A 14,231-nucleotide genomic window follows, 5' to 3' on the forward strand; every position below is an offset into this window, starting at 1 on the left:
GGCGGCAGGGTTTAGTGTCGGCTCCATGCCCCTGGACTTCACTGTGGACCCGGAGCTCACCGCTGAGCTCCGGGCCGAGATCATCGACCTCTGGACGGACGTCTCCAACGCCGGCGGCGCGGTCGGTTTCGTCCCGCCGGTGACCGCCGAACTGGTGCGGCCGACGGCCGAGAAGCAGTTCGCGGGCGTCGCCGAGGGCCTGGACGTGCTGCTCGTCGGCCGCGAGCGGCCCGGCGGCCGACTCGCCGCCGTGCTGTTCTTCGAGGACCAGCGGTTCAACCTGATGACCCACTGGCGGATGCTGAAACGGGTGATGGTCGCCACCGACGCCCAGGGCCGCGGGTACGGTCGGGAACTGCTGGCGGAGGCCGAGCGGCTGGCCCGGGGCTGGGGCCTGAGCGGGCTGCGGCTGACCCTGCGCGGCGGCAACGGGCTGGAGGACTTCTACGGCCGCAGCGGCTACAAGGAGGTCGGCCGGGTGCCCGGCGCGATCCGGACCGCCCCGGGTGTGGAGCACGACGACGTCACCATGTGGCTCGAACTCCGCTGACCTGCCCGACTCGGCCGCCGGGCACCCTCGGTGAAGATCTCCGGGCCCGGCGTGCTGTACTGGACGAGTCGGAACTCGGGAAAGAGAAGATCGCGCCGTGAGCAAGTCACACGCCACCCTCCGCTACACCTCCATGCGGACCAGCATCTTCGGTGCCTGCTTTGTCATCGCGCTGGTGCTCGCCCACTTCCGGATCCTGCCGGTGACCGCCGGGGCGTCCGGGGTCTTCCTGCTGCTGCTGCTCGCCGGGATCGTCTCCGCGCCGCTCAGCTACGTGGTGCTCAGCAGGCAGCGCGACGCCATGTCGGCGCAGATCACCACCGGGATCGAGCAGCGCCAGGCGCGGCCCCGGAGCATGAAGTCCCGCTTCGCGGCGCAGGCCGCCGAGGAGGACGCCATAGACGACGCGGTCCGCTCGCAGCAGGCCTGAGCGCCCGCCGGGCCGACGTCCGGGCCGACGCCCGGGCCGACGTCCGGGCTGCCCCGGGACGCTCCCGGGCCCGACCCCGGCCCGGCGTCGGGCCCGGAGGAGCGGCGGGTACGCTCGGGGTGTGAACCCGAAGACCCGCACCAGGATCGTCAGCGGCGCGCTCGTGCTGCTGCTGCTTGCCGTGGTGGTCAGCGCCATCGCCCACTGACCGCCCCCGATCGACCGAGGGCCCCGCCGGTACTGGTCTCCCAGTACCGGCGGGGCCCTCGACTGTTCGCGGAGCCGTCGGCCCTCGGCGGAGCCGTTCGGCTCAGAGGTGGTCGATCACGTAGTCGATGCAGGCGGTCAGCGCCTCGACGTCGGACGGGTCCACCGCCGGGAACATCGCCACCCGCAGCTGGTTGCGGCCCAGCTTGCGGTACGGCTCGGTGTCGACGATGCCGTTGGCCCGCAGGGCCTTGGCGACCGCCGCCGCGTCGATCGTGTCGCTGAAGTCGATGGTGCCGATGACCTGCGAGCGCTCGGCCGGCTCGGCGACGAACGGCGAGGCGTAGCCGGACTTCTCGGCCCAGCTGTACAGCCGGGAGGAGGAGTCGGCGGTCCGCGCCACCGACCAGTCGAGGCCGCCGTTGCCGTTCAGCCAGTCCAGCTGCTCGGCGAGCAGGAACAGGGTGGCCAGCGACGGGGTGTTGTACGTCTGGTCCTTCGACGAGTTGTCGATCGCCGTCGGCAGGTCGAAGAACGGCGGGATGTACCGGCCGGAGGCGGCGATCTCGGCCGCCCGGGCCAGCGCGGCGGGGGAGAAGACGCCGATCCACAGGCCGCCGTCGGAGGCGAAGCACTTCTGCGGGGCGAAGTAGTAGACGTCGGCCTCGGTGATGTCGACCGGCAGGCCGCCCGCGCCGGAGGTGGCGTCCACCAGGACCAGCGCGCCCTCGTCCGCCCCGGCCACGCGCCGGATCGGCATGGCGACACCGGTGGAGGTCTCGTTGTGGGTGAGCGCGTACACGTCCACCCCGGCCTCGGCGACCGGCAGCGGGTGGGTGCCGGGCTCCGACTTGACCACCGACGGGTCGGCCAGCCAGGGCGCCGCCTTGATGGAGGAGGCGAACTTGGACGAGAACTCGCCGAAGCTCAGGTGCTGGGACTTCTCCCGCACCAGGCCGAAGGCGGCGATGTCCCAGAAGGCGGTGGAGCCGCCGTTGCCGAGCACCACCTCGTACCCCTCGGGGAGGGAGAAGAGGCTGCTCACACCCTCACGCACGCGCTTGACCAGGTTCTTGACCGGGGCTTGGCGGTGGGAGGTGCCGAGGAGGGAGGTGCCAGTCGCGGCGAGGGCGGCAAGCGCCTCGGGACGCACCTTTGACGGGCCTGCGCCGAAACGGCCGTCAACGGGCCTGATGTCAGCGGGGATCTGGATCTGAGCCACGACCGCAGCCTAGTCGCTGCCGCGAGGCCGGATGAGCCGGGTCCGGCGATTGAGACACCTTCGAGTGAGGGCGCCCCGGGTCGGTGGCGCACACGGGTGAAGCGGTGACCGCCCGGGTCACGGGGAACCGCGCGACCGGTCGGCCACGCGGGTGCGTGGCCGGTGGTGCGGGTTCCCCTGCCCCGGGGCAGTCCTCGTTCCCGAAGGGCGTTCCCGAAGGGCGTCCTCGAAGGGCGTTCCCGAAGGGGTTCAGCGGGCGATGTCGTCGAAGCCGTCGACGTCGCGCGGGCTGCGCGAGGCGGGGCCGATGTAGCGGGCGGCCGGGCGGACCAGGCGGCCGGTGCGCTTCTGCTCCAGGATGTGCGCGCTCCACCCGGCGGTGCGGGCGCAGGTGAACATCGAGGTGAACATGTGCGCCGGGACCTGGGCGAAGTCCAGCATGATCGCGGCCCAGAACTCCACGTTGGTGGCCAGCACCCGGTCGGGGCGGCGGGCGTGCAGCTCCTCCAGGGCGGCCTTCTCCAGGGCGGCGGCGACCTCGTAGCGGGGGGCGCCCAGCTCCTGCGCGGTCCGGCGCAGCACGCGGGCGCGCGGGTCCTCGGCACGGTAGACGCGGTGGCCGAAGCCCATCAGCCGCTCGCCGCTGTCCAGCGTCTTGCGGACGTAGGCGCCGGCGTCGCCGGTGCGCTCGATCTCCTCGATCATGCCGAGCACGCGCGAGGGCGCGCCGCCGTGCAGCGGGCCGGACATCGCGCCGACCGCGCCGGAGAGCGCGGCGGCGACGTCGGCGCCGGTGGAGGCGATCACCCGGGCGGTGAAGGTGGAGGCGTTCATGCCGTGCTCGGCGGCGGAGGTCCAGTAGGCGTCGATGGCCTGGACGTGCTTGGGGTCGGGCTCGCCGCGCCAGCGGATCATGAACCGCTCGACGATGGTCTCGGCCTTGTCGATCTCGCTCTGCGGGACCATCGGCAGACCCTGGCCGCGCGCGGACTGCGCCACGTAGGACAGCGCCATCACGGCCGCCCGGGCGAGGTCGTCGCGGGCCTGCTCGGGGCTGATGTCCAGCAGCGGCTTCAGGCCCCAGGCCGGTGCCAGCATGGCCAGCGCGGACTGCACGTCGACCCGGATGTCGCCGGAGTGGATCGGCAGCGGGAAGGGCTCGGCGGCGGGCAGACCGGGGTTGAACTTGCCGTCGACCAGCAGGCCCCAGACGTTCCCGAAGGACACGTGGCCGACCAGTTCCTCGATGTCGACGCCACGGTACCGGAGCGAGCCGCCGTCCTTGTCGGGCTCGGCGATCTCACTCTCGAACGCTACGACTCCTTCGAGTCCGGGGACAAAGTCGGACATAAAGGCGGCTCCTCTGGTCGACGTCGGTGACTGGGGTGTGGCCAAGTCGTCGGTCGTGGCTGCAAGCTCCGCGCGGTCGCGCGGCGCACGGTGGCGCGGATGGTGGTGCGGTCAGCGTGTGGCACGCAGTGTCAGGGTGGCAGGCACTGGGTGCATTGCGCCAGAGCCCGAGACGGTGATCCGCCGCACGACCTCGTCCCGGCGCGAGGGCCACCTTATCTCTTGATGTCGAGATTTCATCAGGCGGAAGCCGGGTGGATGCGGATCGGCCGAGGTCGGGGCCGTTATGCGGGCGATTTCGGACAAAGCGCCGCGCTCCGCCAGGTGTCACCGAGCGGCCCGTCCGGCAGTGGATGATGGGGGTGTGCACTCACCGGAACACGCCCCTGCCGCGCTTTCCGCGCCCGCGACCCGTCCCGAACTGGCCGCGCCCCCGATCGACGTGGCGGGTATGCGCCGCCACTACACCGCCGCCGGACTGGCCGAGGCCGACCTCGCCGAGGACCCGATGGACCAGTTCGGCCACTGGATGGCCGAGGCGGCCGGGGCCGGGGTGGACGAGGCGAACGCGATGGTGGTCTCCACCGTCGACCAGCGGGGCCAGCCGAGCGCCAGGACCGTCCTGCTCAAGGGCTACGACCGGCGCGGCTTCGTCTTCTACAGCAACTACGGCTCGCGCAAGGGCGCCGAGCTGGCGGCGAACCCGAAGGTGTCGCTGCTGTTCCTGTGGCACCCGCTGGCCCGCCAGGTGATCGTCACCGGCGTGGCCGAACGGGTCCCGGCGGCGGAGACCGAGGCGTACTTCCGCAGCCGCCCGCACGGCTCGCAGCTGGGGGCCTGGGCCAGCGAGCAGTCCCGGCCGGTGGACGACCGGGGCGAGCTGGAGCAGCGCTACGCCGAGCTGGAGCGCCGCTACCCGCCGGGGGAGCCGGTGCCGGTGCCGCCGTTCTGGGGCGGCTACCGGGTCACCCCGACCACGGTGGAGTTCTGGCAGGGCCGGGCGAACCGGCTGCACGACCGGCTGCGCTACCGGCGCACGGCGCCGGGCGCCGGGTGGCAGACGGTCCGGCTCCAACCCTGACCCGGAGCCGGTGGTCGCACCGGATGCCCACCGGGCCGAGAAGGCCGAGAAAGGGGACAGCCCCCGGGCTGCTTCCCGTCCGCGTGGGACGGGCGCCGGAGGACGGCCGGCGAGCCCGGGGGCCGGGTGGCTGCTGTTGGATTACCACACAGTCCAAGGTTCTGCTGGGCTGCTAGGAAGCAGCCACCTCACTGGTCCCAGAGAAACTCATACTCCGGATCACCTCCTTTCGAGTGTGCGGCAACTGTAAGCACCGCACACCCCGAGGGGCAACGGTATTTATTCGGCCTCCCCCTACGGGGGATTTTTGGTGGAAAGGGGTGTATCCACCGGGGCGGGCGAGTTGAATGTCCCATGGTTCGAAGCCCACCCGGTTCGTAGACCGCCAGGGGAGGTGCGCGGAGTGGACGCCCAAGGACCGGTACTGCGTGTCGACGCGGACGCCAGGCTGCTCGCCGCCCTGCTGGACGGCATGGAGGTCGGGTTCGCCGCGATGGACGGCGACGGCGTGCTCACCCACTGGAACCGCGAGGCGACCCGGCTGCTCGGCTGGAGCGCGGCCGAGGCCGTGGGCCGCAGCGGGCTGGACGGCTGGGCGCTGCGCCCCGGCGACGCCGACGACGTCCGGATCCGGCTGCTGGCCGGACAGGCGGACGTGCCCGCCGCACCCGGCGCGGCCCCGGTCGGCCGGGTGCACGAGTTCGCGCTGCTGACCAGGGACGGCCGCCGGGTGCTGGTGCGCGCCCAGGCGCACCCGGTGGCGGCCGTCGACGGCCGCCCGCTCGGCCTCTACTTCGCCTTCTCCGAGGCCGGGGCGCAGGTCGAGCTGGAGCGCTCACTGGGCCTGGCCGAGGCCATGCTGGACGAGGCCCCGACCGGTGTGGTGCTGGTCGACGCGGACCTGCGCCCGGCCGCCGTCGGCGAGTCCGCCGCGCGCTGGCTGGACTGCGACCGCGGCGCCCTGCTCGGACACCCGCTGGGGGAGGTCCTGGGTGACGGCGTGCAGGAGCTGGAGGCCGCGCTGCAACACGTGCTGGCCACCGGGAAGCCGCTCAGCGGGGTCAAGCTGTGGGCCGCGCTGCGGGCCGATCCGGGCCGCCGCCGCTGCTGGCGCAGCGAGTTCGTCCGGCTCGGCTCGCCGCTGGGGGAGGAGCCGGTGCCGCTCGGGGTGGCCTGGTTCTTCGAGGACGTCACCCTGCACGAGCAGGCCGAGCAGGAGGGCACGGTGCTGCGCTTCCGCGCCTCGCAGCTGCGCCGCGCCGGGCAGGCGGCGGCGGAGTGCGAGGACCCGATGGACGGCGCGGTCGGCTACCTGGACTTCGTCCTCGCCGGGTTCGCCGACCACGCGCTGCTGGACCTGGCCGAGCCGACCGCCGCGGGCGCCCCGGACGGCCCCGGGTCCGGCCTGATCCGGGCGGCGGTGTCGCCGGTCGGCGGCCTCGGCCAGGATCCGGCGCTGGAGCCCACCGGCATACCGGCCCGCTACGGCGAGGTGCACCCGGCGCGGCGGGCGCTGGAGCAGGCCGGGACGGTCGTGCTGTCCGACACCGGGCTCCCGCCGCAGCCGGAGTGGGCGGCGCTGCGCCGCTGGCCGACCGGGACGGTGCACGGCCTGTGCACGGCGCTGCGCAGCCGGGGCCGGACGGTCGGCGTGCTGACCTTCCTGCGCGGCCCGGGCCGCCAGCGCTTCGACCGGGCCGACACCGCCTACGCCGAGGACATCGCCGCCCGGGTGGCCGCCGCGGTCGACCTGGCTCAGCGGGCGTAGTCCGGCGGGTGCGGCTCAGAAGGTGTAGAAGACCCGCTCCCTGTGGTCGGACATCAGCTTGGCGTTCCAGGCCAGGCCGCCGTCGACGTTGCCGGAGCGGAACAGCGGCGGGGCCAGGCCCTCCCCGGCCAGCTTGCCGACGGCGGCGGCCACCACCGACTGCATCAGCGCGACGGTGGTGATCGTGGACACCGGGCCGAAGGTGGTGTCCGCGCCGGGCGCGGTCAGCTCGCCGTCGCCGACCGCGATCTTGTTGTCCAGCACGATGTCGCAGTGGTCCTTGAGGAAGGTCCCCGAGGGGTGGCCCGAGGTCACCGCCGAGGGGTACGCCAGCGAGGTCACCCCGACCACGGTCAGGCCGCGCTGCCGGGCGTGCACGGCCAGCTCCACCGGCATCACCTGGCGTCCGGAGAGCGAGATCAGGAACAGCAGGTCGCCGCTGCGGGCCGGGCTGGCGTCCAGCACGGTCGGGGCCAGGCCGCTCACCCGCTCCAGGGCGCTGCCCAGGTGCACCGGGACCAGGTCCACGCCGGTGACGCCGGGGACGGCCAGCAGGTTCATCAGCACCAGCCCGCCGGCGCGGTAGACGACGTCCTGGGCGGCGAGCGAGGAGTGCCCGGCCCCGAAGGCGAAGATCCGGCCGCCCTCGGTCACCGTCCGGGCCAGTGCCTCGGCCGCGAGCTCGATGTTCTCGGCCTCCTCGTCGCGGACCCGCGCCAGCAGGGAGATCGCCGCGTCGATGTACTGCCCGGCCAGATCGCTCATCGGTGGGTGCGCTCGCTTTCGGAGTCGTACGGCTGTGGGATGGTTGGTACGGAGCCGGTGAACGGCCTTCGGCGCCGTCCACCGGAGGCACGGTCCCTGCCTGGACGGCCGCTGTCAACAGTGCCTCGGGCCACAACAGCCGGATTGTCAGTGCGATGCGTCAGACTGGCAGGGCGACGACGCAGGACGACGAGGAACGGAGCCCGCGGCGATGTCAGGTCACCTGATCGATACAACTGAGATGTACCTGCGCACCATCTTCGAGCTGGAGGAGGAGGGCGTGATGCCCATGCGCGCCCGCATCGCGGAGCGCCTGGAGCAGAGCGGCCCCACCGTGAGCCAGACGGTGGCGCGGATGGAGCGCGACGGCCTGCTCCAGGTCGCCGACGACCGCCACCTGGAGCTCACCGAGGCCGGGCGGCAGCTGGCCACCAGGGTCATGCGCAAACACCGCATCGCCGAGTGCCTGCTGGTCGACGTCATCGGCCTGGAGTGGGAGCAGGTCCACGCCGAGGCCTGCCGCTGGGAGCACGTGATGAGCGAGGCGGTGGAGCGCCGGGTACTGGAGCTGCTGCGGCATCCGACCGAGTCCCCGTACGGCAACCCGATCCCCGGTCTGGAGGAGCTCGGGGACGTCCCCGGCGCCGGTGGCGACGAGGTCGTGGTCAGCCTGGACGGGCTGGCGCCCGGCCTTGAGGGGCGGAACGTGGTGGTGCGGCGGATCGGCGAGCCGATCCAGACCGACGCGCAGACCATGTACACGCTGCGCCGGGCCGGGGTGCAGCCGGGCGCGGTGGTCAACGTCACGGCGGCGCCGGGCGGCGTGCTGGTGAGCAGCGGTGGCGAGGCCGCCGAGCTGGACAGCGAGATCGCGGCACACGTCTTCGTCGCGACCACCTGACCGACCCGCACCGCCCGACTCGCGCGCCGCGTCCGTCCGGTCGTCGAGATGGCGGCCGGGTGTGGACCGGCTCTTTTCCCCGAGCGCCGATCCACATCCGTCCCCCGTCCGCTGCCTGCCTCCCGGCGGGCGTCTTCCCCTCGAACCCCTCCGAGCCCCCTCGAACCCCCCCCGACCCCCCGGTCCCCCCGATCGGTCCCCCCGGTCCCCCGGCTTCCCCTCCGGGGGTTCGACGCGCTGCTCTCCCTTCGTGCCGTGCCGTGGACGCTTACGTCCGGATTTCTCCCCTCGGCAGCGGCGGGCAATCCTTGAGCGCTGTCACTCGAACGTGGGGCTTTTCCACTCGTCCGCGCGGGTAGCGATGATCTTCCGGGCTCCGGTCGGAAGTCGGGGCGGGCCGCGGGGGACTGCCGGGCGGTCCTACTGCGCGGAGGCAGACAGGGGAGCCTCACGGCCGCAGGCGTAGGCGATGGGGTTGATCAACTCGGTGGCCTCCGGCAGCCAGCGGTTCATGCTGTTGGGCTCCCGCGCCCACTGGGCGTAGCCGAGGGTGCCGACCCGGGTCGGTGGCGCGATCAGCCAGTCCCCCTCGCCGTGGCCGACCAGGTCCAGCCGACCGGGGCCCCAGCCGAGCCGGCGCAGGATGTCCGGCAGCTTCGGCAGTGAGCCGGGCAGCACCAGGAACACCAGCCGCCGACCGCGCCCCGCCCCGCCGGCGGAGTCCCCGGGGACGGCCAGCACCGGGCCGAGCTCCAGGCCCATCCGCTCCATCCGGGCCAGCGCCAGGCAGCCCGCGATCTCCGGTACGTCGATGGCGTCGAAGGTGCGGCCGGTCGGCAGCAGCACCGAGGCGAGCGGGTTCTCCGTCCACCAGCGGCGGACCACGCCGGGACCGGCGCTGGCCTTGCGGGACCAGTCGCCGGAGGTCGGGTGCGCGCCGGGGGCGGGGCAGGCGTGGTCGCCGCAGGAGCAGCGTACGAAGCCGTCCTCCTCGATCAGCCAGGCGCCCGGCGCGACCTCCCAGTGCCGTTCCTCGGCGTACCGCACAGCGGCGTCGACAAGCAGGTCACGAGCGGCTTGCTGCGCCGGTCCAGCCGACCGGGGGGCTCCCAGGGTGTCTTCCACGCCGTGCACAACTGGCAGCGGCGTGGCGGGTTACGGGTGATCGGCAAGAATCGGCCACGGGGGGCGCGTCGATGCACGTACGGGGGCGCACATGGGGTGGCGGACCGTGGCGCGGGTATCTCTTCCCAGGGGCGGATCGCTACCCTGAACAGATTGTCTCAATTGCCATGACATTAAGAGAGATTCACGTATCGGTGACCTGCTCTCCACTGACGTCGGGCACGTTCAAGGGGGAGGCATCCTCATGGCCGCCAGACCGCTGGTCGCACGACAGCCCAACGAACGGCTCCAATCGCTGATCCAAGAGGCCGGGTGCTCCAATGCGGGGTTGGCCCGCAGGGTCAACCTCTGCGGGGGTGAGCACGGTCTCGACCTGCGCTACGACAAGACCTCGGTGGCCCGCTGGCTGCGCGGCCAGCAACCCCGGGGCCAGGCACCGGCGGTGATCGCCGAGGCCATCGGACGGAAACTGGGGCGCTCGGTCAGCGTCGACGAGATCGGCATGGCCGACGGGAAGAACACCTCGTCCAGCATCGGCCTGCACTTCTCGCCGAGCCTGGCCGGGGCGGTCGAGCAGGTGTGCGAACTATGGCGCAGCGACGTCGGTCGCCGCGATTTCCTCAACGGCGCGTCCGTGGCCGCCTCCGCGCTGGTGGAACCCAGCCGGGACTGGCTGATCACCGGCACCGACCCGCTGGTGGCCCGCAGCGGCGGCCCCAGGGTCGGCCCGGCCGACGTCGAGGCGGTGCACGCGACCACGCAGATGCTGGTGGAGCTGGACCACCGCTTCGGCAGCGGCCATGTGCGCCCGGTGGTGGTGCACTACCTGAACAGCGTGGTGTCCGGACTGCTGGCCGGTTCCTACCGGGAGGACACCGGACGCCGGTTGTTCGCGGCGGTGGCCCGACTCACCGAGCTGGCCGGGTACATGGCGATCGACACCGGCCAACCGGGCCTGGCCCAGCGCTACTACATCCAGGCGCTGCGGCTGGCCCAGGCGGCGGGGGACCGGGCCTACGGGGCCTATGTGCTGGCGGCCTCGATGAGCCACCTGGCGGCGAACCTGGGGAACCCCCGGGAGATCGCCCAACTCGCCCGTGCCGCACAGGAGGGCGCCCGGGGCGCGGCCACCCCCACGGCCATGTCGCTGTTCTACGTGGCCGAGGCGCGCGGACACGCGCTGCTGGGCGACGTCCGCTCCTGCGAGACGGTGGCCGGGCGGGCGGCCGAGGCGATGGAGCACAGCCGCCCGGAGGAGGACCCGGACTGGATCGGGCACTTCGACCGGGCCTACCTGGCCGACGAACTCGCGCACTGCCACCGGGACCTGGAGCAGCCGATGCAGTCCGCCCGCTACGCCGAGGAGGCGTTGAAGACGCATCCGGAGACGCGGGTGCGGCGGCGTGCGGTGGACCTGGTGCTGCTGGCGACCGCCCAGTTGCAGCTGCACGACCTCGACCAGGCCTGCGATACCGGGGCGCGCGCGGTCGAGTTGATGTCGGGTCTGCGGTCGGCGCGCGGCGCGGAGTACCTGGACGACTTCCGGCGGCGGCTTGAGCCCTACCGCGAGCAGCGGGCGGTAAGAGAGTTCCAGGCAAGGACGTTGGCGGAGGCGGCGGCCTGAAGCTGTGACCGGCCCGGTCGTTGACACGGGCCGGTGCACATGACGAGCGGAGGACAACAATCCGGTAGGTTCGTGGTCACCCTTAAGGATGAACCGGTAGCGTGGGATGCTGTTCTGACCAGTGGTCCCGCGTCCGCGGGGGCAGTGCGCCCATGCCGGGCGAAGTGAGGAATCGCGTTGAACCACCGCCGCCCCAACTTCGACGAGTTGACCCCGGACGACCTGTTCCGCCCTGAGCCCATGGACGGCAGCCGCACCGGTGGGACGATCGCGGGCGAGGTGCTCTACTCCTCCCGCGAGCCGATCCCGCCGAACCGGCCGGAGATCAGCCCGGCGCAGCAGACGCAGATGCTGCCGCAGCCCTGGGACGGGCAGCAGCCGCCACAGCAGCCGAGCGGCCAACCGGAGTACTTCGGCGACGCCACCGGCGTCGGCCCGGCGCCCGGCGCGATGGGCCCCGGTCCGATGGGCCCCGGCGCGATGGGCGGCGGGACGCGGCCGGACGGCGGGGAGGCCTCCACCCAGTTCCTGCCGCCGTTCCCGGCCGCGCCGGTCGACCGGTCCGGCCCGACCACGGTCGGCCAGTGGCAGCCGCAACCCCAGCCCGGCTACGGCGGCGGCTACCAGCAGCAGCCCGGCTACGACGGCGGGTACCAGGAGCAGCCCGGCTACGAGCAGGGCTATGACCAGGGCTACCAGCCCGGCTACGCCGAACCGCAGCCGTACCCGCAGCCGGCGCAGCCCTCCTACGGCCAGCAGGTTCCGTACGGGCAGCCGACGCAGTCCGGCTACGACCGGCAGCCGCCGTACGGGCAGCAGGCCGGGGCCGGCTACCCGGGCGGCGGCTACTCCGGCGGCGGGACCGGCGCGGGCGGGCCCGGTGGCGCGGGCGGCGGTCGCGGCGGGCGGCGGTTCTCCAACCGGGCGATCGCGATAGCCGCGATCGCGGTCTGCGCGGTGCTCGGGGTCGGCGCGGCGGCCCTGGCCGCCGGTGGCGGCAGCGGGTCCGGCACCGCCGCCGCGGCCGCGTCCAGCAGCAGCACGCCCTCGGCCTCGGCCGGGGCCGTCGGCGAGAGCACGGTGCAGGCGCAGGCGCTCTCCGACCTGCTGGCGACCGCGGCCAACGGCCGCTCCGCGGTGATCGCGGCGGTCGGCAACGTCGACGGCTGCCGGAGCCTCAGCCAGTCGCAGAAGGACCTGACCACGGCGGCCGGGCTGCGCCAGCAGCTGATCCAGCAGCTGGCGCTGCTCCAGACCGACCAGCTCAGCCACGGCACCGAGCTGGTCGCCGAGCTGCGCCGGGGCTGGCAGGCCTCGGCCGACGCGGACACCCACTACGCGGCCTGGGCCGGGCAGTCCGCCGCCAGCTGCGCGCACACCCACAAGCCGGTCTCCGGCGGCGAGCTCGCCCAGGGCGACGCGGCCAGTGGTACGGCGAGCGAGGCGAAGGCCAAGGCGTCCAAGCTGTGGGACGCGATCGCGGCGGCGACCGGGATGCCCAAGCGGTCCGGCAGCCAGCTGTGACCCGGCGGCGGGAGCGGCGCTCAGCCGGTTCGGTGGCGAACGTATGATCGACCACCGTGCAGGATTCACGGAGCGGTTCGCAGCAGGGTTCCTCCAGGACTTCTCGAACGGGCACCCGTTCCGTCAGCATGGGCGCTATGCCGCTCACTGACATTCCCTGGTGGCGCTGGCGGGCCCGGGTCCGCTCAGCCCTGCACATGCTCGGCGACCCCGCGTTCCAGCAGGAGTGCTGGGTCCTCGGCCGCGACGGGTACGGCGACGTCACCGACGCCGTGTACCGCCTGGTCGAGGACACCTGGCTGGACCGCTGGTCCGCCGAGAAGTACGTCGGCTCGATATTCCGGGACGCCGCCGAGGCCGCGCTGGTGGACACGGCGGTGCTGCGGGTGCTGCGGATCCTGCACCAGGTCGGCCCGGACGCGCCGATCAGCGCCTACCTCCAGCACCACGCCTGGCCGGAGGCCGTCCGGGCCTGCCGGGACGCGCACGCGCTGCTCTCGGCCAACGACGGCGAGGACCCGGACCTGCCGCCGCGCTCGCTCGCGGTGCTGGGAATCCTGCTGCGCACCAGCGCGTGAGACGGCCCGGCCGGTGCCGCCGTCCTGTGGCACCCTGGACCCTCTGACGAGCGAGAACCGCGCGAGAGGACATCCCGGTGGCAGAGCAGCAGCCCGGCACGGACCAGTACGTATTGACTCTCTCCTGCCCCGACAAGCAGGGCATCGTGCACGCGGTGTCCAGCTACCTGTTCCGTACCGGCTGCAACATCGTCGACAGCCAGCAGTTCGGCGACCGCGACTCGGGCCTGTTCTTCATGCGGGTGCACTTCTCGGCGGAGGCGCCGGTCACCCAGGAGAAGCTGCACGCGAGCTTCGCGGCGACCGGTGACGCCTTCCGGATGGACTGGCAGATCCACCCCAGCGCGCACCGCACCCGGGTGCTGCTGCTGGTCAGCAAGTTCGGCCACTGCCTGAACGACCTGCTGTTCCGGGCGGGCAGCGGGGCGCTGCCGGTGGAGGTCGTCGGCGTGGTCTCCAACCACACCGACTTCCAGGAGCTGGCCGCCTCGTACCACGTGCCGTTCCACCACATCCCGGTGACCGCCGACACCAAGCCCGAGGCCGAGGCGGCGCTGCTGGAGCTGGTCGACCAGGAGCGGGTGGACCTGGTGGTGCTGGCCCGCTACATGCAGGTGCTCTCGGACGACCTGTGCAAGGCGCTCACCGGCCGGGCGATCAACATCCACCACTCGTTCCTGCCGAGCTTCAAGGGCGCCAAGCCGTACCACCAGGCGCACGCCCGGGGCGTGAAGCTGATCGGCGCGACCGCGCACTACGTGACGGCGGCGCTGGACGAGGGCCCGATCATCGAGCAGGAGGTGGTCCGGGTCAGCCACGACGTCTCGCCGCAGCAGCTGGTGGCGCTCGGCCGGGACGCCGAGTGCCAGGCGCTGGCGCGCGCGGTGAAGTGGCACGCGGAGCACCGGGTGCTGCTCAACGGCAGCCGGACGGTGGTCTTCGGCTGACCCGGGGGCCATGGGCCCCGGACCGGATGGCCGGAGAGGTTGTGCCGGGGTTGTGAAACTGTCGCCCGCTCAGGCGGGGGCGCGGCTGTTTGTCCGAACTGCCCCGGTAACCTGATCACCTGTCACGGCTGATCGTGACTGATTCCGACCGGTCCTGTC

The 14,231-nt window shown here is 72.9% G+C and carries 13 protein-coding genes; 9 read left to right on the top strand and 4 right to left on the bottom strand.

Features of this window, described 5'->3' with window-relative positions:
• Window positions 1-25 precede the first annotated feature (25 nt).
• On the top strand, window positions 26-550 hold the full coding sequence (locus GXP74_RS03985; RefSeq protein WP_182450030.1) for a GNAT family N-acetyltransferase: 525 nt from the start codon (window positions 26-28) through the stop codon (window positions 548-550).
• Window positions 551-647: 97 nt separating this feature from the next.
• The gene (locus GXP74_RS03990) at window positions 648-980 is read left to right on the top strand and encodes a DUF4229 domain-containing protein (protein ID WP_225447701.1); all 333 of its coding nucleotides are present in this window, start codon (window positions 648-650) and stop codon (window positions 978-980) included.
• 310 nt (window positions 981-1,290) lie between these two features.
• On the opposite strand, the gene serC is transcribed toward GXP74_RS03990, so the two are convergent.
• Both serC and GXP74_RS04000 read right to left on the bottom strand, forming a co-directional pair.
• The gene (gene serC, locus GXP74_RS03995; RefSeq protein ID WP_182450031.1) at window positions 1,291-2,409 is read right to left on the bottom strand and encodes a phosphoserine transaminase; all 1,119 of its coding nucleotides are present in this window, start codon (window positions 2,407-2,409) and stop codon (window positions 1,291-1,293) included.
• 249 nt (window positions 2,410-2,658) lie between these two features.
• Window positions 2,659-3,759 (bottom strand): citrate synthase 2, encoded by a 1,101-nt coding sequence (locus GXP74_RS04000; protein WP_182450032.1) that lies wholly within the window; start codon window positions 3,757-3,759, stop codon window positions 2,659-2,661.
• Window positions 3,760-4,210: 451 nt separating this feature from the next.
• On the opposite strand from GXP74_RS04000, the gene pdxH reads away from it, so the two are divergent.
• A complete protein-coding gene (gene pdxH, locus GXP74_RS04005) occupies window positions 4,211-4,840 on the top strand; it encodes a pyridoxamine 5'-phosphate oxidase (protein WP_182456129.1) in 630 nt (209 codons plus the stop codon).
• Window positions 4,841-5,243: 403 nt separating this feature from the next.
• The gene (locus GXP74_RS04010; protein ID WP_182450033.1) at window positions 5,244-6,608 is read left to right on the top strand and encodes a PAS domain-containing protein; all 1,365 of its coding nucleotides are present in this window, start codon (window positions 5,244-5,246) and stop codon (window positions 6,606-6,608) included.
• A 15-nt stretch (window positions 6,609-6,623) separates the two neighbouring features.
• Here the strand turns inward: GXP74_RS04010 and GXP74_RS04015 are convergent, their stop codons facing one another.
• Window positions 6,624-7,373, bottom strand: a complete 750-nt coding sequence (locus GXP74_RS04015; RefSeq protein ID WP_182450034.1) for an SIS domain-containing protein — start codon at window positions 7,371-7,373, stop codon at window positions 6,624-6,626.
• A gap of 211 nt (window positions 7,374-7,584) precedes the next feature.
• Here GXP74_RS04015 and GXP74_RS04020 point away from each other — a divergent pair, with 211 nt between their 5' ends.
• Window positions 7,585-8,274 (top strand): metal-dependent transcriptional regulator, encoded by a 690-nt coding sequence (locus tag GXP74_RS04020; protein ID WP_182450035.1) that lies wholly within the window; start codon window positions 7,585-7,587, stop codon window positions 8,272-8,274.
• Window positions 8,275-8,694: 420 nt separating this feature from the next.
• Here the strand turns inward: GXP74_RS04020 and GXP74_RS04025 are convergent, their stop codons facing one another.
• Complete coding sequence (locus GXP74_RS04025) at window positions 8,695-9,399, bottom strand: bifunctional DNA primase/polymerase (protein ID WP_182450036.1); 705 nt, start codon at window positions 9,397-9,399, stop codon at window positions 8,695-8,697.
• Window positions 9,400-9,643: 244 nt separating this feature from the next.
• Between GXP74_RS04025 and GXP74_RS04030 the strand changes: the two genes are divergently transcribed.
• The 4 genes from GXP74_RS04030 to purU all read left to right on the top strand — a co-directional run bounded on the left by GXP74_RS04030 (window position 9,644) and on the right by purU (window position 14,072).
• Window positions 9,644-11,023, top strand: a complete 1,380-nt coding sequence (locus GXP74_RS04030; RefSeq protein ID WP_182450037.1) for a transcriptional regulator — start codon at window positions 9,644-9,646, stop codon at window positions 11,021-11,023.
• A gap of 177 nt (window positions 11,024-11,200) precedes the next feature.
• On the top strand, window positions 11,201-12,547 hold the full coding sequence (locus GXP74_RS04035) for a hypothetical protein (RefSeq protein ID WP_182450038.1): 1,347 nt from the start codon (window positions 11,201-11,203) through the stop codon (window positions 12,545-12,547).
• A 128-nt stretch (window positions 12,548-12,675) separates the two neighbouring features.
• Entirely contained in the window at window positions 12,676-13,125 is a 450-nt protein-coding gene (locus GXP74_RS04040; protein WP_182450039.1) for a hypothetical protein, read from the top strand.
• A 77-nt stretch (window positions 13,126-13,202) separates the two neighbouring features.
• The gene (gene purU / locus GXP74_RS04045) at window positions 13,203-14,072 is read left to right on the top strand and encodes a formyltetrahydrofolate deformylase (RefSeq protein ID WP_182450040.1); all 870 of its coding nucleotides are present in this window, start codon (window positions 13,203-13,205) and stop codon (window positions 14,070-14,072) included.
• Window positions 14,073-14,231 lie beyond the last annotated feature (159 nt).

It is taken from the genome of Streptacidiphilus sp. P02-A3a, assembly GCF_014084105.1.
GTDB lineage: Bacteria > Actinomycetota > Actinomycetes > Streptomycetales > Streptomycetaceae > Streptacidiphilus.

What these genes read in the sequence shown, in the direction of transcription:
- GXP74_RS03985 (WP_182450030.1), top strand. Translation starts at nt 26, where the DNA reads ATGCCCCTGGACTTCACTGTGGACCCGGAGCTCACCGCTGAGCTCCGG.
- GXP74_RS04000 (WP_182450032.1), bottom strand. Translation starts at nt 3,759, where the DNA reads ATGTCCGACTTTGTCCCCGGACTCGAAGGAGTCGTAGCGTTCGAGAGT.
- pdxH (WP_182456129.1), top strand. Translation starts at nt 4,211, where the DNA reads ATGCGCCGCCACTACACCGCCGCCGGACTGGCCGAGGCCGACCTCGCC.
- GXP74_RS04015 (WP_182450034.1), bottom strand. Translation starts at nt 7,373, where the DNA reads ATGAGCGATCTGGCCGGGCAGTACATCGACGCGGCGATCTCCCTGCTG.
- GXP74_RS04020 (WP_182450035.1), top strand. Translation starts at nt 7,585, where the DNA reads ATGTCAGGTCACCTGATCGATACAACTGAGATGTACCTGCGCACCATC.
- GXP74_RS04030 (WP_182450037.1), top strand. Translation starts at nt 9,644, where the DNA reads ATGGCCGCCAGACCGCTGGTCGCACGACAGCCCAACGAACGGCTCCAA.
- GXP74_RS04040 (WP_182450039.1), top strand. Translation starts at nt 12,676, where the DNA reads ATGGGCGCTATGCCGCTCACTGACATTCCCTGGTGGCGCTGGCGGGCC.